General features: G+C 72.0%; 21 protein-coding genes, 1 tRNA gene and 2 pseudogenes. 6 read left to right on the top strand and 18 right to left on the bottom strand.

The window, feature by feature from the left end:
• The first annotated feature begins 29 nt into the window (after positions 1-29).
• Both B1H55_RS05515 and B1H55_RS05510 read left to right on the top strand, forming a co-directional pair.
• Entirely contained in the window at positions 30-476 is a 447-nt protein-coding gene (locus B1H55_RS05515; RefSeq protein ID WP_077240957.1) for a hypothetical protein, read from the top strand.
• A 161-nt stretch (positions 477-637) separates the two neighbouring features.
• Positions 638-889, top strand: coding sequence for a DUF350 domain-containing protein (locus B1H55_RS05510; protein WP_073454084.1), 252 nt, complete (start codon positions 638-640; stop codon positions 887-889).
• A 109-nt stretch (positions 890-998) separates the two neighbouring features.
• On the opposite strand, the gene B1H55_RS12515 is transcribed toward B1H55_RS05510, so the two are convergent.
• Positions 999-2,645 carry a hypothetical protein gene (locus B1H55_RS12515; protein WP_073454087.1) on the bottom strand — a complete coding sequence of 549 codons (1,647 nt, stop codon included), beginning with the start codon at positions 2,643-2,645 and terminating at the stop codon, positions 999-1,001.
• Between the two features lie 212 nt (positions 2,646-2,857).
• Between B1H55_RS12515 and B1H55_RS05500 the strand changes: the two genes are divergently transcribed.
• Positions 2,858-4,171: an alpha-amylase family protein gene (locus B1H55_RS05500; RefSeq protein ID WP_073454089.1), complete on the top strand. Its 1,314-nt coding sequence runs from the start codon at positions 2,858-2,860 to the stop codon at positions 4,169-4,171.
• 174 nt (positions 4,172-4,345) lie between these two features.
• Here B1H55_RS05500 and B1H55_RS05495 read toward each other — a convergent pair whose 3' ends face one another.
• A complete protein-coding gene (locus B1H55_RS05495; RefSeq protein ID WP_073454090.1) occupies positions 4,346-5,284 on the bottom strand; it encodes a GlxA family transcriptional regulator in 939 nt (312 codons plus the stop codon).
• A gap of 123 nt (positions 5,285-5,407) precedes the next feature.
• Between B1H55_RS05495 and B1H55_RS05490 the strand changes: the two genes are divergently transcribed.
• Together B1H55_RS05490 and B1H55_RS05485 are read left to right on the top strand one after the other, a co-directional pair.
• Positions 5,408-6,034 carry an isochorismatase family protein gene (locus B1H55_RS05490; protein ID WP_077240639.1) on the top strand — a complete coding sequence of 209 codons (627 nt, stop codon included), beginning with the start codon at positions 5,408-5,410 and terminating at the stop codon, positions 6,032-6,034.
• Between the two features lie 33 nt (positions 6,035-6,067).
• A complete protein-coding gene (locus B1H55_RS05485) occupies positions 6,068-6,589 on the top strand; it encodes a VOC family protein (RefSeq protein WP_073454095.1) in 522 nt (173 codons plus the stop codon).
• Positions 6,590-6,775: 186 nt separating this feature from the next.
• Here B1H55_RS05485 and B1H55_RS05480 read toward each other — a convergent pair whose 3' ends face one another.
• From B1H55_RS05480 to B1H55_RS05420, 14 genes and pseudogenes are all read right to left on the bottom strand, one after another.
• The gene (locus B1H55_RS05480; protein WP_077240638.1) at positions 6,776-7,273 is read right to left on the bottom strand and encodes an NUDIX hydrolase; all 498 of its coding nucleotides are present in this window, start codon (positions 7,271-7,273) and stop codon (positions 6,776-6,778) included.
• Positions 7,182-8,189, bottom strand: coding sequence for a metal ABC transporter permease (locus tag B1H55_RS05475; protein WP_077240637.1), 1,008 nt, complete (start codon positions 8,187-8,189; stop codon positions 7,182-7,184). Before B1H55_RS05475 ends, B1H55_RS05480 begins: the two co-directional genes overlap by 92 nt.
• Positions 8,189-9,280 carry a metal ABC transporter permease gene (locus B1H55_RS05470; RefSeq protein ID WP_231952710.1) on the bottom strand — a complete coding sequence of 364 codons (1,092 nt, stop codon included), beginning with the start codon at positions 9,278-9,280 and terminating at the stop codon, positions 8,189-8,191. Before B1H55_RS05470 ends, B1H55_RS05475 begins: the two co-directional genes overlap by 1 nt.
• Positions 9,277-10,035 carry a metal ABC transporter ATP-binding protein gene (locus B1H55_RS05465; protein WP_077240636.1) on the bottom strand — a complete coding sequence of 253 codons (759 nt, stop codon included), beginning with the start codon at positions 10,033-10,035 and terminating at the stop codon, positions 9,277-9,279. The genes B1H55_RS05470 and B1H55_RS05465 overlap by 4 nt, the downstream gene beginning before the upstream one ends.
• A gap of 56 nt (positions 10,036-10,091) precedes the next feature.
• Complete coding sequence (locus B1H55_RS05460; protein ID WP_073454103.1) at positions 10,092-11,045, bottom strand: metal ABC transporter substrate-binding protein; 954 nt, start codon at positions 11,043-11,045, stop codon at positions 10,092-10,094.
• Positions 11,046-11,196: 151 nt separating this feature from the next.
• Complete coding sequence (locus B1H55_RS05455) at positions 11,197-11,721, bottom strand: NifU family protein (RefSeq protein ID WP_370427867.1); 525 nt, start codon at positions 11,719-11,721, stop codon at positions 11,197-11,199.
• A 23-nt stretch (positions 11,722-11,744) separates the two neighbouring features.
• Positions 11,745-13,829 (bottom strand): ferrous iron transporter B, encoded by a 2,085-nt coding sequence (feoB, locus tag B1H55_RS05450; RefSeq protein WP_077240635.1) that lies wholly within the window; start codon positions 13,827-13,829, stop codon positions 11,745-11,747.
• Positions 13,826-14,179, bottom strand: coding sequence for a FeoA family protein (locus B1H55_RS05445; RefSeq protein ID WP_077240634.1), 354 nt, complete (start codon positions 14,177-14,179; stop codon positions 13,826-13,828). Before B1H55_RS05445 ends, feoB begins: the two co-directional genes overlap by 4 nt.
• 151 nt (positions 14,180-14,330) lie before the next feature.
• The gene (locus B1H55_RS05440) at positions 14,331-15,110 is read right to left on the bottom strand and encodes a type 1 glutamine amidotransferase (protein WP_077240633.1); all 780 of its coding nucleotides are present in this window, start codon (positions 15,108-15,110) and stop codon (positions 14,331-14,333) included.
• Positions 15,107-16,435 (bottom strand): Mur ligase family protein, encoded by a 1,329-nt coding sequence (locus B1H55_RS05435; RefSeq protein WP_077240632.1) that lies wholly within the window; start codon positions 16,433-16,435, stop codon positions 15,107-15,109. Before B1H55_RS05435 ends, B1H55_RS05440 begins: the two co-directional genes overlap by 4 nt.
• 50 nt (positions 16,436-16,485) lie before the next feature.
• Positions 16,486-18,114: a diacylglycerol/lipid kinase family protein gene (locus B1H55_RS05430; protein ID WP_077240631.1), complete on the bottom strand. Its 1,629-nt coding sequence runs from the start codon at positions 18,112-18,114 to the stop codon at positions 16,486-16,488.
• A gap of 83 nt (positions 18,115-18,197) precedes the next feature.
• Positions 18,198-19,880, bottom strand: a complete 1,683-nt coding sequence (locus tag B1H55_RS13005; RefSeq protein WP_073454116.1) for an OmpA family protein — start codon at positions 19,878-19,880, stop codon at positions 18,198-18,200.
• A gap of 223 nt (positions 19,881-20,103) precedes the next feature.
• A pseudogene (locus tag B1H55_RS12255) lies at positions 20,104-20,425 on the bottom strand (DUF2992 family protein); the annotation flags it as partial.
• 1,107 nt (positions 20,426-21,532) lie between these two features.
• Positions 21,533-21,606, bottom strand: a tRNA-Pro gene (locus B1H55_RS05420).
• Positions 21,607-21,765: 159 nt separating this feature from the next.
• On the opposite strand from B1H55_RS05420, the gene B1H55_RS05415 reads away from it, so the two are divergent.
• On the top strand, positions 21,766-22,629 hold the full coding sequence (locus B1H55_RS05415; RefSeq protein WP_077240630.1) for an SDR family oxidoreductase: 864 nt from the start codon (positions 21,766-21,768) through the stop codon (positions 22,627-22,629).
• A 74-nt stretch (positions 22,630-22,703) separates the two neighbouring features.
• Here the strand turns inward: B1H55_RS05415 and B1H55_RS05410 are convergent, their stop codons facing one another.
• Together B1H55_RS05410 and B1H55_RS05405 are read right to left on the bottom strand one after the other, a co-directional pair.
• Positions 22,704-23,720, bottom strand: coding sequence for a metallophosphoesterase (locus B1H55_RS05410; RefSeq protein ID WP_073454120.1), 1,017 nt, complete (start codon positions 23,718-23,720; stop codon positions 22,704-22,706).
• Between the two features lie 48 nt (positions 23,721-23,768).
• Positions 23,769-24,338, bottom strand: a pseudogene (locus B1H55_RS05405) (transglycosylase domain-containing protein); the annotation flags it as partial.

Genomic DNA, 24,338 nt, shown 5'->3' with positions numbered 1-24,338 from the left:
ACACCCACGAATGGAGACCGATAATGGGCATGGACATGATGGGCGGCATGGGGCCCATGGGCGGGGGCCTTGAGGCCCAGTCGCAGGCCATCGGCAGCCTCCAGGGCAACCTCGCCGCTTTCATGGAGCAGGCCGGCGCCACCGAGGCCGGCATTGAGATCGAGACCGTCGGCCTGCGCGCATCCGTCCGGACCACCGCCGTCATCAACGGGGCCCAGCAGGCCAATGTCATTCCCGGCGAGATCGTCCAAGAGGCCGTGCAGCTGCGCGTGGCCATGTCCCACCCCCGCGGCGGCACATGGACCTGGGCGCGCCTGACCATGACCGCCCCGGGCTACCGGCTGAGCGTCAACGTCGATTACGACCGCAAGCCCGATCTCGACCCTCCCGTGAGCGCCGAGGACTGCGCTGATGAGCTCTCCCACTTCCCCCGGGATCCCGGCGCCACCCCCGATTGGATGCGCCCGGCGCAGTGACGGCGCAGTGACAGCGCGGCGTCACCGGAATCCGGTTCGATGTCAAGGTCCAGTCTTCCCCGACGCGCGTGACGCCACGGGCCGGTAGTCTCGACCGCGTCGGACTGCCTGCCGGGCTGACCCGAGCGCGAGATCGCGGAGCACGAGAACACGGAGGAAGCATGAACACGATCCCCTTGGCAAGCCACAACCTGTCGAGCGTCGGCCTGACCTGGGAGTCCATCCTGGCCACGGTCGTCTACGCCCTTCTCGGCGTTGTTCTGCTCATGGTCTTCACCTGGGCCGTCAACAAGGTCTTCGGACTCGACCTGCGCCGCGAGCTCCTCGAGGACCAGAACGTCGGCCTCGGCGTTGCCCTCGCCGGCACCGCCATCGCCGTCGCCATCATCGTCTCGGCGACCATCACCGGCTGACCGGCCGCCTCAAGCGCCTCGACGACGGCGCCCGCCACCTCATCCATGGGGTGGCGGGCGCCGTCGTCTTGCTTCTCGCGATTCGCCGCAGGGCGACCAGCGCGGGGTCCTACTTCCGGGGAGCGGTGACCCGCCCGGGCCGAGGGCGGCCCGAGCGGTCCTGGGAGCCGGAGGAGCCGGACCTGCCCCGGCCCGCCTGACTCTCCTGCGCGAACTGACGAAGGCCCCACTGGGGGCGGGCGCCGTCGGCCTGGGACCAGGAGGAGGCGGAGCCCGCTCCAGCGGCCGCCCCTGCCCGCCTTGCGGCGGCCTGCCCGCGGGTGCCGGGCCGGCCCGGGCCACGCCGGGCCGGGGTGGAGGGCTCATCGGCTCCGGCCGCCGGGGCGGAGGCGGTGGGCGCGGAGGCCGCCGGCGCGGCCGAGGACACCGACACGGTCATGGACGAGGGGGAGGAGGCGGACAGCCTCACTGTGGGGGAGGAGGCCGCCGACCTGTGCGTCGCGCGCCCCGGGGCGTGAACGGGGCGCCGCGAGGAGGCTCCCGGCGCCGACGGTGTCGGCGAGGACACGGTGTCGGGAATCGTCGCCTCGGTGGGCGGGATCTGGGCGGTGCTGCTGCGCGACGAGGCGCTGGCCGCCATGCGGGAGGGAGCCGCGTCGGCCTCGCCCTGGGGGGACGCCGATCCGCGGGCGGCGGTGGTGGGGCTCGCGGTGCCCGACGCGCCAGTGGGCGCCGCAGTCGCCGCGGTGGATGGCGCGCTGCCGGCTGACGGGCGCCCGTACGTCCCGTAATCGGCCGGCTCGGGACGGTTGATGCGCTGCTGGTAGGCGATGGGCTCCGCATGGATCGCGGTGGCGACCGGCTCCGCGGCGCGCTCGGCCGCAGGCGCTGACGCGGGTTCGGACGCCGGCGCGGCGGCGGGCTCGACTGCGATGGGCTGCTCGATCGGGGCGATCGGGCCGGTCTGCGCCCGCTGCGCCGATGAGGCACTCGCCGCCGACCGCGCACTGGCCGCCGAGCGCCACGCCTGCGCCGTCGGCTCCTCGCGGAGGTCGTAGAGGGACAGGTCCTGGCCCGCATGGTGCAGCACCTCCGAGATCGGGGTGAGCATGGCCAGGCGGAAGGCCGGATCGGCCGTCCCCGTGCTCATCGAGGCCCAGGTCTCCTCCGGGCTCAGGGGCTCACTAGCGGTGTCCAGGTCGCGGCGGATCGCCTGCACGAGGCACACCTGGAGGCGCGCGTAGGCCATGATCGCCGGCTCGGTCCACCGCGTACGGGGCCGCTGTCCGCGGATGATCGAGAAATTCCGCAGCGAGCGGAGGATCTCCTCCGAGCCCATGAGCACGGTCACCGAGCGCAGGCGGCTCAGCGCCTCCTCGGCGGCGTCGGAGGTCTGCACGGGCAGGCCGGTGCCGATATGCGTGTTCTCAGAGGCGATCTCCCGAAGGAAGCCGCGGTAGGCGTCCGCCTTCTCGCTCATCAGGCGCTCGCTGGGGGCCGCGTGATGCTGCTCGCCCGCATCCGCCGCCCGGGTGGCGCCCAGTCGGCGCAACTGCTCCTCGATCCGGGACAGCGCCTCCGGCGGTACGCCCCCGCCGCCGCCGGCCGATGCCGCGCGGGCGGCGGCGGCCTCCGACCTGGCGGCCTGGGCCTCCGATCGTGCCTGGGCCGCCACTTGGACGGCGCGCCACGCGAGGAATCCGACGACGAGGAGCAGGACGATCTGCAGGGCGGGCAGGGCAACGGTGGCGAGCATGCCCACTATTGTTGCCCGATCGTATCCTTCGGCGCACCCCCTCGAGCAGGGACAGTTCTCACGCCGAGGCCCTCAAGGGCCCTTCCCCGCGCTTGACCGCACGGTCCGCCGGGGCCCGGCGAACGGGCTCCGAGGGCGCGGCGGCGTCGGGCGTGCTCGCGATGCTCCGCGGTTCCTCATCCCCGGCCCCGGTTGATGGGTACCCTCACTGCATGACTCCCGATCAGCCTGGAACAAGCCCGTCGAGCCGAGGCCCCGCATGGGTGGATCACGCGATCTGGTGGCAGGTCTACCCACTGGGGGCCACCGGGGCGCCGATACGGCCCGCCACCGGGGAGGAGGGCGCGGTGACGGCGCCCGGCTCCCCGGGCGCCCCCGCCCGCCTCGATCGCCTGGAGCCCTGGCTCGACTACGCCGTCGAACTCGGCGCCAACGGCCTGTCCCTCGGACCGATCTTCCACTCGACCACCCACGGCTACGACACCATCGATCACTTCGCCATCGACCCGCGCCTGGGCGACGCCGCCGCTTTCGACCGCCTCGCCGAGGCCTGCCGGAAGAGAGGACTGGCCCTCATGCTCGACGGCGTCTTCAACCACGTCGGCTACGACCACCCCCTGTTCCAGGCGGCGCTGGCCGGCGGCGCGGAGCGCGAGCTCTTCCGCTTCCACGCGTCGGCCGGGGCGGACGGCGCCTACGACGTCTTCGAGGGGCACGGCTCCCTTCCGCTCCTCAATCACGACAGCCTCGAGACCGCCCGGCTCGTGGGCGACGTCATGACCCACTGGCTCGACCGCGGTGCCACCGCCTGGAGGCTCGACGCCGCCTACGCCGTCCCGCCCGCCTTCTGGGCGCGCGTCCTGCCCACGGTGCGCGAGCGCCACCCCGGCGCCTGGTTCATGGCCGAGGTCATCCACGGCGACTACGCGGGAATCGTCGAGGCCTCCGGTGTGGACAGCCTCACCCAGTACGAACTGTGGAAGGCCATCTGGAGCTCGCTCAACGACGCCAACTTCTTCGAGCTCGACTGGTGCCTCAAGCGCCACAACGAGTTCATGGACGCCTTCCTGCCCGCCACCTTCGTGGGCAACCACGACGTCACCCGCATCGCCAGCCGCGTGGGGCCGTCCAAGGCGGCCCTCGCCGTCGTCATCCTCATGACCGTGGGCGGCGTCCCCTCCGTCTACTACGGGGACGAGCAGGCCTTCACCGGCGTCAAGCGCGATGAGATCGGCGGCGACGACGAGATCCGCCCGTCGCTGCCCGCCACCCCGGATGGGCTCTCGCCATTGGGGGCGCCGATGCTCCGCCTGCACCAGGACCTCATCGGCCTGCGGCGCCGCCACCCCTGGCTCGTGCGCGCCCGCACGGAGACCGCGGAGCTGGCCAACGAGCGCCTGTGCTACGACGCCGTCGGCGAGCAGGGCCAGCGCTTGCGCGTCGAGCTCGACCTGCTCCCTGCGCCCCGCGCCGTCGTGCGCGCCCCCGGTGAGGCGCCGCTGGTGATCGAGCATCCTGCGGGCTGAGAGGTCGGCTCGCATGGAAAGTGGCGAGGTTTGAGGATTTCTTTTTCTGACGTTGTGTCCTGTTATTCATAGCCGCAGGTCAGAGGGCTGTGCGATGGGGAGGTCGCATCGCAGGAAGGTGCAGCGGCCCGAGCAATCCTCAAATCGTGCCATTTTGACTCTGGAGGCGCCCGCTCAGCCCCGGAATCGGCGACGGTAGGCCGACGGCGTCGTCCCCAGGGCCCGTGCGAAGAGCTGGCGCATCGTCACCGGTGAGCCCAGGCCGCTCGCCCGGGCCACCTCATCGATCGACGCGTCGGTGGACTCCAGCAGCCTCTGCGCCTCTTGCAGCCGCTGCTCGCGCACCCAAGCCGCCGGTGTCGATCCCGTTCTGGCGCGGAAGGCGCGGCTCAGCGAGCGCGGGCTCATACAGGCCGCCACCGCCAGGCCCTCCACGCTCAACCCCTCCGACAGGTGGTCCAGTGCCCAGGCCATCGCCCGCCCGACGCCGTCCTCACCGGCCGCAGGCAGCGGTCGCTCGATGAACTGCGCCTGGCCGCCGTCGCGATGGGGCGCCATGACGAGCTGGCGCGCCACAGCGTTGGCCGAGCGGGCGCCGAGCAGCCGGCGTACCAGGTGGAGGCAGGCGTCCAGGGAGGCGGCGGTCCCCGCGGAAGTGAGGACGTCCCCATGGTCGATGTAGAGAGCGGCCTCGTCGAGGTCGACCGCTGGAAGCCCGCGGCGCAGCGCCGGAAGGGCCCGCCAATGCGTCACCGCCGTCCTGCCGTCGAGCAGGCCCGCGGCCGCCACCGGGATCGCGCCGAGGCACAGCCCCAGGATGATGGCGCCGCGCTCCCGCGCCTCAACGAGCATGCGAGTCACCTCGGGCGGATTCGGCCGGCCGTCGTCGAACCACGAGGGCATGACGAGCGCATCCGCGCTCGCGGCTTCCTCGCAGCCGGCCAGGCCGCCGAGGCTCCAGCCCTCAGCGGTCCTCACCTGGCCGGGCCGATCAGCGATGAGCAGGCAGTCCCATGAGGCCAAACCGAGGCGAGTGACGGTATCGAAGACCATCTGCGGCGCGGCCAGATGGAACATGGTGACGCCGTCGAAGGCGTAGATCGCGATGCGCATGAGGCTCCACTCGGACGAATTGGCGTGAATCCATCGTAGAGCGACATTCAGGCCACTGGTGGTGCTGTGCGAGGTCGGGAAGGCTGGGCGCGTCATCATCCCCGCACCGATTCAGGAGCACCCATGACCTCGCCCCGACGCGCCCTCGTCATCATCGACGCCCAGCAGCAGTACGCCGGTGGCCCCCTGCGCATCGAGCACCCCGCCTGGGAGAAGGGCCTGGCGCGGATCCTCCAGGCCGTCGAGGTCGCGGAGGAGGCCGGGCTGCCGATCGCCGTCATCCAGCACTCCTCCGGCAGCGGCGCCCCCGCCTTCAACCCTGATACCCCGGAGTACGACCTCGCCCCCGAACTCGCCGAGCGCCTGCGCCCGGACTGGAAGCGCGTGGTCAAGGAGCGCTCCTCGGCCTTCGTCGGCACCGACCTGGGGGTGTGGCTGCGCGATCAGGGCCGCGACACGATCACCCTCGTCGGCTACATGACGAACAACTGCGTCCTGGCCACCGCGGTAGGGGCCGAGCAATGGGAGGTGAGGAGCGAGGTCCTGTCCGACGCCACCGGCGCGATCCCCCTGGCGAACTCCGCGGGAGACGTCAGCGCCCGGGCGCTCCACGAGTCGCTCATGGTGCTGCTCCAGTCCAACTGGGCCGCCGTCACCAGTACGCGGGAGTGGATCGACGCCGTGCGGTCGGGACGCCCCCTGCACCCGACCGGGCTCGCGGCGTCCGCGCTCGCGGGCAGGGGCGCTTGACCCTCGCGCTGCGTGAGGGGCGAGGGTGGGCGCATGAGCACATTCAATGCCTTCGATATCAGTCCGGTCCCGACACCAGGTCCTGACGCCCTCGCGCCTGAGCCCTTCCGCGGGATCTACGGGATGCCCATGTTCCTCACTCTGCCCGCGCGCGACCTCGAGGTCTCGACGCGGTTCTGGACCCAGGGGCTGGGCTTCATCTCCTTGTTCTCCATCCCCGGGCGGCTGGCGCACCTGCGTCGCTGGGCCTTCCAGGATGTTCTCCTCGTCCCTGATGAGGAGGACGCTGGGGCCCGGCCAGGTGGCGCAACGCTGAGCATCGCGTGCGTTCTGGGCCAGCTCGACGACGTCGTGCGCGCTTGCGAGCGTCTGAGGCCCGGATGTGCGCAGCCGGCGCGCACGACCCCATGGAACTCCCGTGAGGTCGAGGTGGCGACGCCGGAGGGGCTGCGCCTCATCCTCACCGCCGCCCTCCCCTGGGACCCCGCCAGTGAGCAGGCCTCGGGGCTGCGGAGCATCGGCATCGACCCGGGCGAGGAGCAGACCCCAGCCTGAACCGGTTTCGCCGCGCTGATCGCCCGGCGCTCCTGTGCTGTGGTGTCAAGCGGTGAGTTGGGGGTGGGTCTCGGTCATAGGGAAGGGAGTGCGGCGCGTGATCCCCGCCGGGGTGGACCGGTCTCGATCGCCACTTCGACCGGTCTCGGTGACGTTTTCGACCGGTTTCGGCGGAAGGGGGAGGGGTCAGTCGAAGGCGGCGGGGGCGGTCGGCGCGGCGGGACTGGTGAGCCAGGCCCGGGCGGCGGCGATGCGGCGCCGCGCCGAGTCCATGAGGGGATCGGGCAGCTCTCCCGGCGCGAACCAGCCGACCTCCGTCGATTCGTCGTCGGCCACGCGCGCGGGCCCCGCCCCTGCGGCGGGCCGCGCCACGAAGTCGATGTCCATGAAGACGCAGCGGTCGCCGTTGGCGAAGGTCTTCGGCGCGCCCGCTCCCACATGCGTCAGGCCCAGCAGCTCGATCGCCACCCCGGTCTCCTCCAGGCACTCGCGGACCGCCGCCGCGCCCGGCTGCTCGCCCGGCTCGGGAATCCCCGAGATCACCGCCCACTGGTCGTTGTCGGTGCGCCGCCCGAGCAGCAATCGTCCGTCCTCATCGATGACGACCACACTGACCCCCGGCAGCCACAGCTGGTCGTGGCCGATTTTCTCGCGCAGGGCCAGGATGAATTCCGGAGTCGCCATGGGGCGAGTCTACGAGTGGGCGGGGCCCTGCTCGCCCGCCCCCCGCCACGAGGCCGCGGGCACGGCCGCGCCCGGGCACGGTGGCCCCCAGCACGGCCAGGAAGACCAGCGCGTCCACCACCGCCATGGTCGACGACGTCGCCAGGTCCCAGCGCAGCGCCACCCAGAAGCCGAGCAGCGCGGAGGCCGCCGCGATCCCCAGGCTCGCCAGGATCGCCCCGAACAGGGAGCGCGCCACGAGAAGGGCCGTCGCCGGGGGGATCGTCATGAGCGCCACCACGAGGATCGCGCCCGCGGCGTCGAAGGCGACGACGACGGTCAGCGCCACCAGCGTCATCAGGCCCAGGTCGGTGCGCCGCACCGGCAGGCCCAGGGTTCGGGCCGACACGGGGTCGAAGGTGGAGATCTTGAGGGTCGGGTAGCACAGGGCGATATAGGCCGCCGTGATCGCGAAGACGCCGGCCAGGCGCCACATCATCCGCGGTCCCAGGTCGATGCCGCCATCGGCCACGAGGATGTGCTCGGGGGTCAGGGCCATGAGGTTGAGGTCCCCGGTGAGAACGGTGTCCTCGCTGATGTGCACCTGGGAGAGAGTGGTGGACAGCAGCAGCACGCCGATGGCGAAGAGGGCGGGGAAGATCAGGCCCTGGTCGGCGTCCCCGGTCACCAGCCCGGAGGCGCGCAGTCGCTCGGCGCCCAGTACCACGAGCAGTCCCATGAGGGAGGCCGCCGCCACCATGAGCGGGGATCGCGTGGAGCCGGAGATGATCGCGCCGACGACGATGCCGGGCAGCACGGCATGGGACATCGCCTCCACGAGCATCGCCTGGCGGCGCAGCACTAGGAGCGTGCCGGGAAGCGCGCAGGTGAGCGCCGTGGTGACGGCCAGGACGGCGACGGAGACGATGAACGGCATCAGTGTGCCCCCTCGCGCATCGTCGCGCCGCCCGCGGTCGGCCCCGCAGTAGCCGGTACCGCCGCGGCGGTACCGGCCCCTTCGGCCCGGTGGGCCTCGGCGGTGATCCGGGACAGCAGCTCACGGCGCTGCGCGCGCAGGCGGGCCCGGCGACGCAGAATCGAGCGCTCAGGCGCGCCCAGCAAGGAGGCGACGAGGAGGATCGACAGGACCAGGACGACCACCGGCCCGGTCGGCACGCGGCCGAGATTGACCGCCAGCGCCGATCCGATCGCCCCGGAGGCCCCGCCGATCAGCCCGGACAGCCCCACCATCGACCACAGGTGGTGCGTCCACTGGCGCGCGGCCGCGGCCGGCATGATCGCGAAGGCCACCATGAGGATGAGTCCGACCGCCTTGATGCCGATGACGATCGCGACGGTGGCGGTGCCCAGCAGCAGCGGGGAGAGGACCCGCGGGGAGAAGCCCATCGCCCGGCAGGCGATGGGGTCGAAGGTGAGCAGCGCCAGCTCCTTCCAGCACACCGCCACCACGATGAGCGAGGCCGCGCCGAAGGCCACGATGGTGACCAGGTCCGCCCGGGTGAGGGTGGCGGCGTTGCCGAACATGTAGGAGGTGATCCCGCCCCGCTCGGGCAGGGAGGAGTGGACGATGATCCGCATGAGCACGATCCCGCCGCCGTAGAACAGCGCCAGGCAGATCGTCATCGCGGCGTCGAGGCCCACGGGGGAGCGCGCCGCGATCCAGTTCGCGAGGAGAACGGCGCAGGTGGAGGCGATGATCGAGCCGATGGTCAGCACGAGCATGGAGCGCCCCCCGATGCCCAGGACGGCGGTGGCGATGATGAAGGAGCCCGCCACGCCCAGGGTGGCGGCGTGCCCGATGATGTCGGAGACGAGCGACTGCTTGTGCAGGTACAGGAATGCGCCGAGCACTCCCGCGGTCAGGCCCACGATCGAGGTGCCCAGCAGCATCATGCGGAAGGTGTAGGAGGCCAGCAGCGCGCCGGGGCCGACGACGCCGGGCAGTAGCGCGCCGGCCTCGGCCAGGGGCGCCGTCGGCAGCACGGTCAGGGCGAGCGCGGAGATCATTCCTCGCGCCCCCCGCCCATGAGGGCCTCGTCGGTCAACCCGTAGGCGCGGTGCAGCGTGGCCGCTGTGAAGGCCTGATCGAGTGGCCCCGCGGCCACGAGCAGGCCGTCGGACAGCAGGACCGCGTGGGTGCAGAAGCGCCTCACCGTGGACAGGTCGTGATGGACGACGACGATCGTGCGTCCCTCGTCCCTCAGTGAGCGGAGGACCCCCATGATGGCCTGCTCGGAGGCGACGTCGACCCCCGCGAAGGGCTCATCCAGCAGGTAGAGGTCGGGCTCCTGGGCCAGGGTGCGGGCCATGAAGACGCGCTGCTTCTGGCCGCCGGAGAGCTGGGAGATCTGGCGGTCCGCGAGCTCGGGGATGCCGACCCTCTCCAGGGCCTCCATCGCCGTGGCCCGCTCGGCTGCCCCCGGGCGGCGCCACCAGCCGAGCCTGGCGTAGGTGCCCATGGTGACGACGTCGCGCACCGTGGTGGGGAAGTCCCAGTCGACCTCCGCGGTCTGGGGCATGTAGGCCACCCGGCTGCGGCACTGGGACAGCTCCTCGCCGAAGAAGCGCACGGAGCCGGCCAGGGAGGGGATGAGACCCATGGAGGCCTTGAGGAGGGTGGACTTCCCCGCGCCGTTGGGGCCGAGGACGGCGGTGACGGCGCCGGCGGGGATCGTCAGGCTCACGTCCTTGACCACAGGGCGGGCATGGTAGGCCACCGAGAGGTGCTCGACGGCGCAGGGAGGGTGCGGATCGTGCGTCACGGGGGTTCCTCGTCAGCGGGGCCCGTCGCAGCGGGCCCCCGGCCTCGGGTGGGCGCTCAGGCGGTCCTGCCGGTCAGGGCGGCGGAGATGGTCTCGGCGTTGTAGGCGAAGACCCCCAGGTAGGTGTCCACCGGGGCGGCCTCGCCGAGGGAGTCGGCGTACAGGGGCTTGTCGGAGACCTCCACGCTGCCGCCCTTGGCGGCCACCGCCTCCTTGACGTGGGTGATGGCCTCGGGGTTCTTCAGGTTGTCCTGGAAGATGACCTTGATCTTCTTCTCGGCGATGAGGGTGGCGAGGTCCTCGATGTCGGCGGCGCTCAGCTCGGACTCGGAGGAGACGAAGTCGGTGGCGTGGATCTCGATGCCGTAGGTCTTGCCGAGGTAGTTGAAGGCGTCGTGGCCGGTCACCAGGACGCGGTTCTCCTGGGGGATGGCGTCGAAGAGCTTCTTGGCGGCCTCCTTGGCCTCGTCGATCTTCTTGTTGTAGGCCTCGGCGTTGGCCTTGTAGGTCTCGGCGTTGGCGGAGTCGATCTCGGCGATCTTGCCCGCGCAGGCGGTCACCACGTGCTTCCAGTTGTCGGGGGAGTTCCACACGTGGGGGTCGTGGCCCTCGACGACGCCGTCCTCCTCCCAGGGCAGCAGCATGTCCTCGGGGATGGACTCGGCGGCGGGCACCTGCTTGGCGCCGAGTCCGTCGAGCTGATCCAGCATCTTGTGCTCCATGTCGTGGCTGGTCCACAGGACGACGTCGGCGCTCTCGATGGCTTGAGTGTCCTTGGTGGTCAGCTCCTGGGTGTGGGGGTCGCCCCCGGGGCCGACGAGCACGGTGACGGTGGCGTCGGGGGCGATGTTCCTGGCGGCGTCGCCCAGGTAGCCGGTGGTGGCCACGATGCTCAGGGTCTTCCCCGCGCCGGAGCCGCCGTCCTTGTTCTTATCGGTGGCGCAGGCGGCCAGGGCGCCGGCGGAGATGGCTGCGAGGGAGACGAGGGCGCTGCGACGGGTGAGAAGCATGTGTCCTCCGGGGAGCTCAGGGGTGCGGTAAGGCGTACCTAATCACTGTAGAGAACGGTAGGCGTTAATGGCAAATGTACTGGTTATCACCCTCATTCGCGCATGTCGATGGCCGGGCCGCCTCACAAGCCCGCGCCCTGCCCGCGCGGGCTCAGGATGCCTCCCGCACCTCCACGAGCCAGGGGCAGCGCCGGCGCAGCAGGTGCTCGAAGCGCGCGTGCATGGTGATGGCCGCCGCCGCGCAGTCATGGCAGGCCCCCTCCATCGCAACCTCGACGACGCCGTCGCGCACCGAGCGCACCTCGAGCGACCCTCCGTGGCCGCGGGCGAAGGCGCCCACCCGCCCCCCGGCGATCTCCCGGGCGGCGGTTCTCAGGGCCTCGTCCGGCCCGACTGCGCTGGCCCGCCCCGCCGGCCGCCAGGCCCGGGGCGAGCCCAGGGCCTCGACGAGCGCGGTGCGCACCCGGGCCCCCTCATCGGCCCAGGCGCGGCCATCGGCCAGCAGCGTGAGCACGGCCCCGGGCGCCACCTGCACGGCCGCCAGGGTGCCGTCGTCGAGCAGGGCCTGGAGGGCGGGGGGCGCGGAGGCGACCGCCCCGGCGAAGGGCAGCAGCCCGTCGGGGATCACCCAGCGCAGGGTCGCCGGATCGGGTGTGGTCAGCGGATGAGTGGGCACCGGCCGCTCCCGCCGCGCGGGTCTCATAGGAGGGCCGCGACGATCGTGCGGGCCAGGGCCGCCATCACCCAGGCGGTGGCGAACATGTAGCCGTAGGCGACGAGCGGCCACTTCCAGGTCCCCGTCTCCCGGCGCATCGCGCCGGCCGTCGCCATGCACTGCAGGGCGTAGACGAAGAACACGAGGATCGCCGCCAGGGTCGCGGGGTTGAAGAGTGGATCGCCGGCCCTGTTGGTGAGGGTGTCCTCCTGGTAGGTCATCGTGGCCAGGTGGGCGCTGGGCGCCTCGGGGTCCTCCGCGGCCGAGATCTGGCCGAGCGTGGCCACGAAGGTCTCGCGCGCCGCCAGGGAGGACAGAACGGACACGTTGATGCGCCAGTCGAAGCCCAGGGGCTCGAAGACCGGCTCCACCGCCCTCCCGATGCTCGCGGCCCAGGAGTGGTCCATCGTGTAGGAGGTCCTCTGCGCCTCCAGCAGCGCGTCGAGCTCGTCGGCATCGGTGATGGGCTCGCCGTCGTCGCCCGGCACGGTGGAGGCGGCCGGGTTGGCGACCGCGGCGGCGATGGCGGAGCACTCGGCGCCGCGCGCGCAGGCCGCCTCGAAGTCGGCGTCGGAGCGCATGGGCACGTTGAGCAGCACCCACAGCACCACGGTGGTCAGCGTGATGATCGTGCCGGCCTTCTTGAGGAATCCCTTGCAGGCGTCCCAGACCATGAGGGCCACCGTGCGCGGCCGGGGCAGGCGGTAGGGCGGCATCTCCATGTAGAAGGGCAGGAGGACGCCGTCGCGGTCGGTCAGGCGCTTGGCCACCCAGGCCACCGCCATCGCTGAGAGGGCGCCCAGCAGGTACAGGCCGAACATGATCGTGCCGCGCGCGCCGAAGGGCCCGATGCGGGCCTCGGAGTCCACCAGCAGCGAGATCATGATGACGTAGACGGGCAGGCGGGCCGAGCAGGTCATGAGGGGCGCGGCGAGCATCGTGGCCAGGCGGTCCTTCGCGCTGGGCAGGGTGCGGGTGGCCATGATGCCGGGGATCGCGCAGGCGAAGGAGGACAGCAGTGCCACGAAGGCGCGGCCCTCCAGGCCGGCCTTGCCCATCACCCGGTCCATGAGGAAGGCGGCCCGGGACATGTACCCCACGCCCTCCAGGATCGCGATGATGAGGAACATGATGACGATCTGAGGCAGGAAGACGAGGACCGCCCCCACCCCGCCGATGAGGCCGTCGGCGAGCAGGCCGCCCAGGAGCGGGTGGGACTCGTCAAACCGGCCGTGCACGAGCTCGCCCAGGGAGCCGATGCCACTCTCGATCGCGTCCTGGAACGGCGCGGCCCAGGTGAAGATCGACTGGAAGAAGAAGTACATGACCGCCAGGAACACGATGGTCCCGGCCACCGGGTGCAGCAGGACGCGGTCGATCGCGGCGGTCGTGCTGTCCGACGCGGGGGAGGCGTAGTCGGCCGCGGCCAGGATCGAGTCGGTCCAGGAGGCCAGCTCCCCGGGGTCGCTCGGAGGGGTGATCGGCGTGCGCGGCCAGGTGGCGACCCCGGCCAGCCTCTCGCGCAGCTCGGGGATGCCCATGCCGCGGTGCCCGAGGACGCGCACGGCCGGGATGCCCAGGGCCTCGCCGAGGGCGGCGACGTCGAGCCTGCCCTCGCGCCGTGCGAGCTCGTCGGTCATGGTGACGGCCAGGCAGGTGGGCAGTCCCAGGGCGAGCGCCTCGGCCACGAAGGTCATGCCGCGGCGCAGCGTCGTGGCGTCCACGACGACGATGAGCGCGTCCGGAGTGCTCACCTCCCGGTGGTCACCGGTGAGGACATCGCGCACGACCTGCTCATCGGGGCTGATGGGCTCCAGGGAGTAGGCGCCGGGCAGGTCCTCGATGGTCAGGCTCGTGCCATCGATGACGCAGCGACCCTGCGAGCGGGCCACGGTGACGCCCGGGTAGTTGCCGGTCTTGGCGCGCAGGCCGGTCAGGGCGTTGTAGATGCTCGTCTTGCCGGCGTTGGGCGCGCCGGCCAGTGCGACCCGGCGGTCCTGGGCGGCGACGGCGGTGCTCGAGGCCCCGCAGTGGCAGGAGGCGGAGTCGCCGCAATGGTCGGCGCTCACGAGGCCGCCCCTGCCGCCTGCGCGGATGAGTCCTGGGCGTCGTCGATGACTCGGACGGTCACGAGGGCGGCGTCGTGACGGCGCAGGCACAGCTCGTAGTCGGCCACCTGGAAGATGGCCGGGTCCCCCAGTGGCGCCCGCCTGCGCGCGGTGATGGCGCGGCCTGGGATGAGGCCGAGGTCCTGGAGGCGACGGGCCAGCCGGCCATGGCCGGGGGCCGGCCGCGCGGCATCGGCGCCGACGGCGGTGATGATGGCTCGTGCCCCGGGGAGCAGGTCACTGAGCGGGGTCTCAGCGGTCTCGGCGGATCGGGCGCCCGCGGCGCGGCGAGTCAAGGATGAAGTGCTCACAGTGAACCTCTGGGTGGTGTCCTCATCGGCGCCCGCTCGGGCCGCCGATGATCAGAGGTTATCAGGCTAGCCTATCCTGGCGATCAAGCAACCCGGCAGATGGGCCCGGGCGGAGTCGGTCCCCGCGCCGCCTGCGCGCCGGGACGCGGGCTCAGCGCGGGCGGGACATCGCCACTGCGCGGGCCCTGTCCGCCCAGGCGCCGTCGAGGCCGGGGTGCGCCACGGCGTCGCCGACCCACTCCAGGCCCGCGGCCCGCGCGGCCCGCTCCAGGAGCCAGTCGGCCACGGCCGGGTTCTTCGGCAGCAGGGAGCCGTGGAGGTAGGTGCCGATGACGTGGTGGGCCAGCGCCCCCTCGGTGCCGTCCCGGCCGTTGTTGCCATCACCCGAGCGCACCCGGCCGAAGGGCGCCTGGCCGGGCGCCAGGGTGGTCAGGCCGGAGTGGTTCTCGTAGCCGACGATGCCGCCGAAGATCTCACTGGTGGTGGTGATGTTGCCGATCAGGCGCCCATTCCCGGCGACGGTCTCGGCGTCGAACACGGAGATCCCGGGGATCTCGCTGCCCTGGCCGGTCAGGAAGCGGTGGCCGAAGAGCTGGTAGAGGCCGCAGATGACGAGCATGGGCACTCCATCGGCCGCCCACGCGCACAGGTCGGCGGCCCGCGCCTGGAGGTCCGCGGTGATGCGCTCCTGGCCGGAGTCCTGGCCGCCGCCGCCCACCACGAGGTGGATGCCGGTGGGAAGCTCGTCGCCGGGGTCGTAGGAGAGGACCTCGACGTCGTAGCCGCGCCACTGGGCCCTGCGGGTGAGCACGAGGGTGTTGCCCCAGTCCCCGTAGATGTTCATGTCCCGGGGGTAGAGCTGGAGGATCCGCAGGGTGCCGGCGCTCGCGCTGCCCGCCTCGCCGGAGTGCTCGTAGTGCTGGGCGCTCATTTCATGACCTCCTCGACCTCGGTCAGCTCTCCCAGGCGGGCCCGCAGTGCGAGCATCGCCGTGTAGGTGGTGAAGACGCGCATGGGGCGGCCCGTGCGCCGCGAGTCCTCGCGCAGGGCGTCCAGGGCCCGGCCCAGGTCCGGTTCCACGGTCCCCACGTCCACCTCGTCGTAGCGCAGGCGCAGCGCCATGTCCCAGGCGCGCACGCCCGTGACCACGGCCACGCCCTCGCCCCGCAGGCCGGAGAAGTCCACATCCCACAGCCAGGACATGTCCCTGCCATCTGCGTACTCATCGTTGATCGCCACCATGACCGACTCCGGGCCGGGCGCCGTGGCGGCGGTGAGCAGGCCCATGCGGAAGCCCGCCGGGTTCTTCACCAGCGAGAGCTGGACCTCGCGGCCGTCGAGGCGCAGGACCTCGCCGCGCCCGAAGGCGGCCCTCACCCGCCCGAGGCTGTCCAGCAGGCCCGGCAGGGCGGCGTCGGCGCGGTCGCCCAGGGCCTCGAGGGCCACGGCCAGGGCGGCGCAGGCGTTGAGCTGGTTGTGGATGCCGGGGATCGCGAAGCGCACCTCGTGAGCCGCCCCATCCACGCGGACGGTGGCGTCCTGGCCGCGCAGCGACTCCAGGACCACGCGGGGGCTCACATGGCGGACGGCGGTGGCGTCGGCGGTGCCGGTGCGCAGCTCGTCGTCGGACAGGAACAGGGAGCGCAGCTCGGGGCCGGCGCCGAAGGCGGACACGGGGGCGGCCAGGCCCTCGGTGAAGGCGGGCGCGCCCAGGCGCGGATCGTCGGCGTTGGTGACGACGGCGCCCGTGGTCGCCAGGGCGACCTTGCGCAGCAGGGAGGCGGTGTAGTCGATCTCCCCGAAGCGGTCGAGCTGGTCGCGCATGACATTGAGCAGCAGGCAGGCTCGCGGCTTGACGAGCTGGACGAAGCGGACGGCGTGGGCCTCGTCGAGCTCGAGCACGGCCACATCGGCGCGCAGGCGCCCGGCGGCGTCGACGTCGTGGAGGAGGGAGGCGAGCACCCCGCGCACGAAGTTCGAGCCGGTGCGGTTGGTGACGACCCTCAGCCCCTGCTCGGTGAGGAGTTGGACGACCATCTTCGTCGTCGTCGTCTTGCCGTTGGTCCCGGTCACGACGACGACGCCCATGGGCAGCTGGCCGAGCGCGCGGGCGAGGAAACCGGGATCGGCCTTCTCCATGACGAGCCCGGGGAAGGCCGTTCCGCCACTGCCGCCACCGCGCAGGCGGGCGGCGACGCGGGCCGCGCGGCCCAGGGCGACCGTGAGGCCGGAGTGCAGGGATGGTGAAGAGGTCATGGGCGCGAGTCTATCCAGCGCCCGGAGCCGCGGCGGACCGGTCCTCCGGGTCAGGGGCGAGCCGGGGCGATGACGCCGAGCGCCCCGGGAACGACCTCGATATCGAGGGCGCGGGTGGTGCCGGCGGTATCGCCGTCGAGCTCGAAGGGCACGGGCTCATCGGTGCGGATGGACACGCGCGACGCCTGCGCGAGCGTGAGCCCCGACGGGACCCGGCCCGCGAGGATCATCGCGCCCATGCGCGCCCAGTCGATGACGCGGTCCGGGCGGGCCAGCAGGAGGTCCACTTGGGCATCGGTGGGGGTGGCGTGCGGGAAGATCGTCATGCCGCCGGTGATCGTGCCGACATTGCCCAGCAGCGCCATGACCATGTCGTGCTCCTCGGGGACGCCGCCGTCCAGGGCGACGGCGGCGCGGAAGGGGCGCGGGCTGGCGTGCTGCACGGCGGCGACGGCGTAGGCCCCGGCGCGGATGACCTTCTTGAGCTCGTCCTTCGTGTCCGCCATGATCTGGGCGTCCAGGCCCAGGCCCGCCATGACGGCGAAGATCTCCTCACCGTCATCCCACGTGGCGCGCACGAGGTCGATGGCGGTGGGGCTGCCCGACAGGGCCAGGCGCAGGGCGGCGTCGGTATCCAGGGGGATGGAGAGGTTGCGGGCGAGCAGGTTGCCGGTGCCCGATGGGATGAGCGCCATCGGCATGCCGGTGCCCGCCAGCTCCCCGGCCACCGCCCGCACCGTCCCGTCCCCGCCCGCCACGAGCACGAGATCGACCCCGTGCTCGAGCGCCTGGCGCGCCATGGAGCGGCCGGGATCGTCAGGCGTCGTCTCCAGCCACTGGGTGGGCAGCCAGCCGGCGCTCAGGACCTCGGCCTCGATGCGGCGGCGCAGGAGGGACAGATCGAAGAACTTCGTGGGGTTGTAGATGACGGCGGCCCGCTTGCCGACACTGCGCGCGGGCAGGTCCAGGCGCGCCCAGGACGACAGGATCGTGTCGACGCCGCCCAGGGCGAGGCTCATATTGGTGACCGCCGCCCCCCACAGGATCCCCCCGATCTGGTCGGAGGCGCTCGCCAGGCCCATCGCCCACTGGCTGTAGCAGGAGGCGATGATGGCGGCGATGCCCGCCAGCCACCACACCGCCAGATCCGAGGTGGGGCGCCGGTGGGCGCGGGTGAGGACGAGCAGCATCGAGGCGGCGATGGTGACGGCCGCGACCTGCGCGTTGGGGTAGGCCTTGCCGACCACGGACAGTGAGTCCAAGAGATGCGAGCGCGGGTGGGGCACGTCCATCGCCCTGATGATGAGCAGCTGGGCGGGGATGCCTGCGGCCGCGATGAGCAGCGCCAGGGCCAGGCGCCGCATCCGCTTCTTGAAGGACCACAGGGCGACGCCGATGATCACGCCGGCGATGAGGGCCGGATGTGTGAGGAGGGCGTAGGCCTCCGCGATCTGGGCCCCTGCGGAGCGAGGGAGCAGCGGGTGGGCGGGCGTGAATGCGGAGTCGAGGCGCGAGGTCCTGCCGGCGGACACCAGCAGGCTCCATGCGATGAAGGCGAGGAGCAGGACGGCGGCGAGCACACGCTCCATCGCCCGCCCGGCGATCTCCCGGCGAGCACGGGCATCGGTTGGCCGGGCGGCCTCCGGCGCCGCGGCGCGGGTGCTGCTCGTCGTGCTCATCGGGCTCCTTCCAGGGCAAGGCTAGCCCGGCCCGGTGGCGCGCGCCGTCCTGGCCCCGCTCCCGAGACGGCCGGGAGCCGTGCTCAGCCAGCGGTGACGGGGACGTCCGTGATCCGCCAGGGGTGGTCCAGTCCGGTGAATCGGCCTTCCTGGTGATCGACGATGAGCGTGTCCTGGCCGACGTCGGGCCAGACGACGAAGGCGGTCGAGGCGCCTCCCTCGAGGCTCCAGTGCAGCTGCGTGTCAGCGAGGGGTCTGTGGTAGCCCTTGCCACCCAGGATGTAGTCGCAGGGCATGTACCGCAGTCCGCCGGCCAGGAGCGTGACACCGTCGAGGCCCGCGAAGGGGAAGGAATCCCCGTCCTCGCCCCGGGAGTTGGCGAACAGGCCCCCGGCATCCGTGTCGTCCTCGAACCAGACGCGCGCCACACTGTCCCCGGTGCTGCCGGTGATGGTGAGCCTGCCCAGGAGGAGCCCATCGCGGCGGGTGATGGAGTCCACCGTGATGGAGGGGGCCGCGGAGCCGTCGTCCGAGGGGACGGTGAGGGCGCTGCCCGCGCCTGAGCCGACGGGTCCCTGGGGGTCGGGGAGGCCGCCGGCGGGGACAGCGGTGGGCGCGGTCGACGGGGAGGCCGCAATGGTTGACGTGGTGGTTCCGCCGGTGGGGGTGAGTGTGATGACGACGCGGCGGTTGGCGGCTCTGGCGGCGTCGTCGGTGCCCTGGACGGCGGGCTCGGTCTCGCCCTTGCCCTGTTCGGTGACGCTCCAGGCGGACAGGTCGGTGAGTTGGCCCAGGCGGTTGTGGACGGCGGCGGCGCGTTGTTCGGACAGGGTTTGGTTGAAGGCATCGTCGGCCTGGTCGTCGGTGTGTCCGACGATGGACAGCTCGCCGCCGTCGGGGTAGGAGGCGATCTGGGCTGCGACCGTCTGGAGTTGGGTGTCGGCCTGGGCGGTCAGGTCGTACTTGCTGAACTCGAAGGTCACATCACTGGCCAAGGTGGTGGTGATGGAGGTGTCGGTGGTGCGGGAGGTGCTGGACTCGTCGAGTGCGCGGCTGAAGGTGTCGATGCTGGCGGGGGCGCTGAGCTCGGCGAGGGTGGGATCGTCGTCCTGCCGCTCGGAGTCGTAGGAGGCCACGTCAACCTCGGTGTGGGCCTTGTCGAGGTCGACGTCCGAGCCGAGGATGCCGGCGGCTTGATCCTTGCTGATGACGGCGATCTCGGGGAAGCCGGTCAAGGGCAGGAACGCGGTGACGCGATCGGTGTCAACAGGCCCGAAGACCGCGTAGGCCATACCAGACCGCCCTTTCTCGAGGGATATCGCCTCGGTGGGGATCGTGCCGTCGATGCAGTTCCATACTCGCCGTCCGGCGGTGTCGATGAGCCGGATGCCCGCGACGGGGCGATCGTCCAGGAGAGCAGGTGCCAACCAGAGGTGACCCCAGTTCCACTCGCTGTCGTACTCGTCTCCGTCGTCGGTGGCGGTGTCGTCGGCCATGCGGGTGATCCGCAGCGGGAGGATTGTCGTCTTGTCATCCATGGTGACCAGGGGTGCGATGTCGACACTGATGTGGTGGCCGGCGGTGTAGGACTCCAAGGTCTGCCAGCCCGCCGGCGGCGGCGTCCCGGGCTGCTGGGAGGTCGAGGCATCAGCGCTGGGACCGGTGGTGTCCGGCGAGTCCTTGCCAGAGCACGCGGCCAGGGCGGTCGCCCCTGCGGCGGTGAGCATGGGCAGGGTGAGGAGCGTACGGCGTCGAAGAATCGGCATATCAGGGCCTCCTGGAATCGTCCTCGCAGGGAGAGAGCGGATTCGGACGGGCCAGGAGTAGTGACTGCGTCTACCCGCCGCCGCTCTCACCGGCTGCTGGAACCGTAAGCCGCAGCGGGAGAACACCGCGATGGGGACGGATCTCCTGCTCCCCGTGGACCATGGGGACTCCACGGGGAGCGGTGGATAGTCGATGGGGAGCCGATGAGGAATCGGGGACCTTTCAGTGCCCGTGGTGACGGGCCTTGGCCTTCGCCCGGGCGATCTCACGGCTCCGCGCGCGCTCGGTATCGCGATCCTCCCGGCGCTGCGAGGAGGACGCCGCGGCTCGCGCCTCGAGGTCCGCTTGTATCGCCGCCTGGGCCGCCGTGCTCTCCCGGTGCCGCGCCGCGCATCGCCCGCTTCGGATTGACCCGCCGCTCCTCGGTGGAGCCCGTCCGTCGGATCCTGGGCGCGCTGTCCGCGCGATCGATGAGCGCGGTGCCGTGGGCGAGGAGCGAGGCGTGCAGTTCCACATCAGTGGGCTCGGGGCCGAAGGTGACTCGCGCCGCCCGGACTTCCTACCGGGCCGTGCGATTCGCGTACCAGGGACTTGCCCGCCCAGACTAGCCGGTGCGGCGTTATGAGGGCTATCGGGTCCCGGTGTCATCCTCAAGGAGATCGACAACGGTGAGCCCATGCGCCGCAGTGGCGATGGACATGCGGCGTTCATGGGTCAGCACCATCACCGGAGTCGCCGGGGAATCCGGGATGAGAGCGCTCGCGAGCTGGATGGCATCGGGTGATCGGAGCGCCTTGGCGAGGGTTCTGCGCGGTGGGGCGCCTCGGCGTTGATGCGCACTCGCCGCAGATGACCCAGGAAGGTGCCGACGCTGGTTGAGGGGAGCCCTGCGCGACGTTCCGCAGCGGGATGAGGGCCGAATCTGTCAATCCTGCTGCCGTGGAGGCCGATGGCGCTCCAAAGCCCTCCGCAGATCGTTGGAATGACGCGGTCGGCGGCGGCGAGCATCGATGAGGTGAGCGCGCATGGCAGCGGAATTGACGCATCGGCGGGTCGGGGATCCCCAGACAGTCGGCAGGGCCGCCTGGAGCTCACGGTCAGCGATTGTCGAAGTGCGAGTCGAAGGCGGCGGCCGACAGCTCGGCTCCGACCGCGCGCACACCGACGCCGGCTGAGACCCGGCCCCAGTGATCGGCGCATGCGCTCCACTGCGGTATCGGCGGCATAGGCGATGCGAGCCGCGTGGGCGGCAGGGGCGAGCTCGACTTCGATGAGGTCCGATGAGGGCGGAGGATCGGAGCACTGGTCCGAAGGCTTCGCCGTCGACAGCACCGCTTAGCCGTCTGCGGCATCGGTGGGCCGTTGCGGGCAGCACGGGGAGCGCTGCTCTGGATGGCCGGGCGCTGCTTTGAACGGTCTGGAGATGCTCGCAACGCACCCGGCGGGGCTCATCCGCTCGCCGCCAACGATGAAGGCTCCGGCCTCTCCTTCACCATCCCCTCACGAGCAGTGCCGCGGAACCGCCGCCAAGGTCAGAGGGAGCGACGACCAGGTCAAGAGAAGCGATGATGAAGTCGGGGTGCTCGGCCTGACGGCCTGCCCCCCTTCCTCCTCGGAGATCTCACGAGCAGGCCCGCGGATCTCCTCGTCGTCGGGGTGGCGGGATTTGAACCCACGACCTCTTCGTCCCGAACGAAGCGCGCTACCAAACTGCGCCACACCCCGTGTGTGTGCAGCGGCAACTATAGCCGGGCCGCCCGCGTCGAGGGAAATCACCGCCGCTCGCCCGCCCAGTGCCGTCCATCACTGGGAGTTGTGCGGGGGTGGGCGGCGCTGGGCCGCCCACCCCTTGCCCGTGCCCGCGCAGCGCGGTTGACTTGCCCCATGACCAGCGCAGACCTCGCCCCTGACCCGCTCCCGCTCGCAGGCCGAACGGTCCTCATCACCGGGGTCAGCCGCCGCGCCGGCATCGGGCACGCCATCGCCTGCCGCGCCGCCGCCCAGGGGGCCAGCGTTGTCGCGCACCACTACTCGCCCCACGACGCCGCCCAGGCTTGGGGTGCCGACGACATCGACGCCGTCATGGCCTCGATCGCCTCCCACCTCGCCGACGGCGCCCGCCTCACCCCCGTGGACGCCGACCTCTCCGCCTCCGGCCAGCCCGCCCGCGTGGTCGCCGCCGCGGTCGAGGCCGCCGCCGACGCCGGTCACCCGCTGACCGCCCTGGTGTGCAACCAGGCCATGAGTGAGCCCGACGCCGCCCTGCTCGACGTCGCCGAGGACATCCTCGACCGGCACTGGGCCATCGACGCCCGCGCCTCCATCCTCCTCGCCCAGGCCTTCGCCCGCGCCATCATTGGGGAGCGGGCCGGGGGAGCCGGCGATGAGCGGGTCGGCGACCCCACCCGCGCCATCGTCTTCCTCACCTCCGGCCAGGCGCAGGGGCCCCTGCCCGGGGAGATCGCCTACGGGGCGGCCAAGGCCGCCATCGCCGGCATCACCCTGACCATCGCCGATGAGCTCGCTGATCACGGCATCCGCGTCAACACCGTCAACCCCGGTCCCGTCGACACCGGGTACCTCACCGCCGAGGCCCTGGAGTCCGTTGGCCGTATGTTCCCCTTCGGCCGCTTCGGGGCGCCCGATGACGCCGCCCGACTCATCACCTGGCTGCTGGCCGACGACGCCCGCTGGATCACCGGTCAGGTCATCAACTCCGAGGGCGGCTTCGCCCGCTGGCGCGCCTGATCGCGCGCCCCGGGACCGGGACCAACTGATCCTGGCTGCCTCCGCCCCGCCGCGTTCCGGCCGTCCGCGCGCCCTCAGCGCGCCGGGACGAGGGTGAGCAGCGTCGCCTCCGGTCGGCAGGCCACGCGCACAGGCGTGTAAGGGCTCGTGCCCAGCCCGGCGCTGACATGCAGGTACATGTCTCCAGCCGTGCTCGGATCCCCGATCCGCCCCGGCCACTGGGACAGGCGCTGCGTCACCCTCCGCCGGTCCAGGTCGCAGTTCGTCACGAGGGCGCCGAAACCGGGCAGGCAGAGCTGGCCGCCATGGGTGTGCCCGGCCAGGGCGAGGGCCACGCCGTCGCCCGCCATCGCGTCCAGAACCCTCCGGTAGGGGGCGTGGGCGAGTCCCAGGCGCAGCGCCCGCCCCGAGCGGTCGAGGACCGGCGGGAGGAGGGCGGCTGAAGCCGCGCCGTCGGAGCCGTCGTCCGGGGCGGGGTAGGCGTCGCGCTCGGCGTGGGGATCATCGACGCCGACCAGGTCCACTCTCCGCCCGCGCACCGTGAGGGTCCCCCGCGCGTTCGTCAGGTCCGCCCAGCCGCCGGAGGCCTGCAGCTCGATGACCTCCCGCCAGGGCAGCTCCACGAGATGATCGCGAGCGTCCTCGGCATCCGCCGTGCGCGGGTCGCGGCGCAAGTAGCGGGTCGGCAGCTTGAACACCGAGGAGTAGTAGTCGTGGTCCCCCAGGACGAAGGCCCCCGGCAGTCCCACGAAGGGCTCCAGTGCCCGCTGCAGCGGCTCCAGGCCCGAGGCGAAGGACAGGTGGTCGCCCGTGGAGATGACGACGTCGGGGTGCTCGGCGGCCAGGCCCCGCACCCAGGCGACGCGCGCCTCGGTGCGGTCGGTCAGGTGCAGATCGGCCAGGTGGAGGATCGTGATCGGCTCCTCGCCGTCGGCCAGGACGGGCACCGGGAAGCGCCGCAGCACCGGCATGCGGGCCTCGAGGAGCGCGTAGCCCAGGGCCCCGGTGCCGAGAGCGGCGAGGGAGCCCAGCGCGCGAGCGGCGCCGAGGCGCCGTGAACGGGAGGAGGATGGGCGCGGGAACGCGGTCATAGCAGTCGTCATATCAGAGGTGCCCGGGATCGTGAGTGCTCGCGGTGATCAGCCGTTGCCGCCGATGGGGCCGGTCGCCACGGCGCCTCCGGAGCCGGAGGGGCTCAGACTGATCGTGAACTCCTTGCGGCCGGCCGCCGTGGGCGCGGAGCCCGGGGCCGGCGCGGCGGGGAGGGCGGCGCCGACCTGTGCGGCCGCCCCGGACTCATCCGCGGGCGCCGCCTGGGCCGCCTGGGCGCTCGCCTGGCCGGCGGCGTCGCCCACAGGGGCGGGGAGCTGGCCGGACGTCTTCTTGGCGTTGCCGCCCGAGGGCTGCGCGGGCTGTCCAGCGCCCAGGCTCACCTGGGTGAAGGGCTCCGCCCCCGTCCCCGACAGCGAGGTGTCCATGAACTGCTTCCACATCGGCGCGGGCGCGTCGGAGCCGTACATGGTGGCGTAGTAGCGCCCGCCGATGTACTGCCCGTTCATCGGCTTGGTGCCCTCGGAGTGGCCCATCCACACGGCGGAGGACAGCTGCGGGGTGAAGCCCACGAACCAGGCGTTGTCCATCTCCTCCGTGGTGCCCGTCTTGCCCGCGGCCTGCCGCCCTGCCAGGGCGTAGTTCTTGGCGGTTCCCTG

This window comes from Actinomyces denticolens (assembly GCF_002072185.1).
Lineage (GTDB): Bacteria > Actinomycetota > Actinomycetes > Actinomycetales > Actinomycetaceae > Actinomyces > Actinomyces denticolens.
The sequence above is the reverse complement of the archived record's forward strand: the minus strand, read 5'-3'. Positions and strand labels throughout refer to the sequence as shown.

Coding starts and splice junctions, on each gene's coding strand:
- B1H55_RS05410 (WP_073454120.1), bottom strand. CDS start 23,720: ATGACCGCGTTCCCGCGCCCATCCTCCTCCCGTTCACGGCGCCTCGGC.
- B1H55_RS05440 (WP_077240633.1), bottom strand. CDS start 15,110: ATGAGCGCCCAGCACTACGAGCACTCCGGCGAGGCGGGCAGCGCGAGC.
- B1H55_RS05430 (WP_077240631.1), bottom strand. CDS start 18,114: ATGAGCACGACGAGCAGCACCCGCGCCGCGGCGCCGGAGGCCGCCCGG.
- B1H55_RS05490 (WP_077240639.1), top strand. CDS start 5,408: ATGACCTCGCCCCGACGCGCCCTCGTCATCATCGACGCCCAGCAGCAG.
- B1H55_RS05500 (WP_073454089.1), top strand. CDS start 2,858: ATGACTCCCGATCAGCCTGGAACAAGCCCGTCGAGCCGAGGCCCCGCA.
- B1H55_RS05480 (WP_077240638.1), bottom strand. CDS start 7,273: ATGGCGACTCCGGAATTCATCCTGGCCCTGCGCGAGAAAATCGGCCAC.
- B1H55_RS12515 (WP_073454087.1), bottom strand. CDS start 2,645: ATGCTCGCCACCGTTGCCCTGCCCGCCCTGCAGATCGTCCTGCTCCTC.
- B1H55_RS05460 (WP_073454103.1), bottom strand. CDS start 11,045: ATGCTTCTCACCCGTCGCAGCGCCCTCGTCTCCCTCGCAGCCATCTCC.
- B1H55_RS05435 (WP_077240632.1), bottom strand. CDS start 16,435: ATGACCTCTTCACCATCCCTGCACTCCGGCCTCACGGTCGCCCTGGGC.
- B1H55_RS05515 (WP_077240957.1), top strand. CDS start 30: ATGGACATGATGGGCGGCATGGGGCCCATGGGCGGGGGCCTTGAGGCC.
- B1H55_RS05475 (WP_077240637.1), bottom strand. CDS start 8,189: ATGCCGTTCATCGTCTCCGTCGCCGTCCTGGCCGTCACCACGGCGCTC.
- B1H55_RS05415 (WP_077240630.1), top strand. CDS start 21,766: ATGACCAGCGCAGACCTCGCCCCTGACCCGCTCCCGCTCGCAGGCCGA.
- B1H55_RS05485 (WP_073454095.1), top strand. CDS start 6,068: ATGAGCACATTCAATGCCTTCGATATCAGTCCGGTCCCGACACCAGGT.
- B1H55_RS05510 (WP_073454084.1), top strand. CDS start 638: ATGAACACGATCCCCTTGGCAAGCCACAACCTGTCGAGCGTCGGCCTG.
- B1H55_RS13005 (WP_073454116.1), bottom strand. CDS start 19,880: ATGCCGATTCTTCGACGCCGTACGCTCCTCACCCTGCCCATGCTCACC.
- B1H55_RS05495 (WP_073454090.1), bottom strand. CDS start 5,284: ATGCGCATCGCGATCTACGCCTTCGACGGCGTCACCATGTTCCATCTG.
- B1H55_RS05470 (WP_231952710.1), bottom strand. CDS start 9,280: ATGATCTCCGCGCTCGCCCTGACCGTGCTGCCGACGGCGCCCCTGGCC.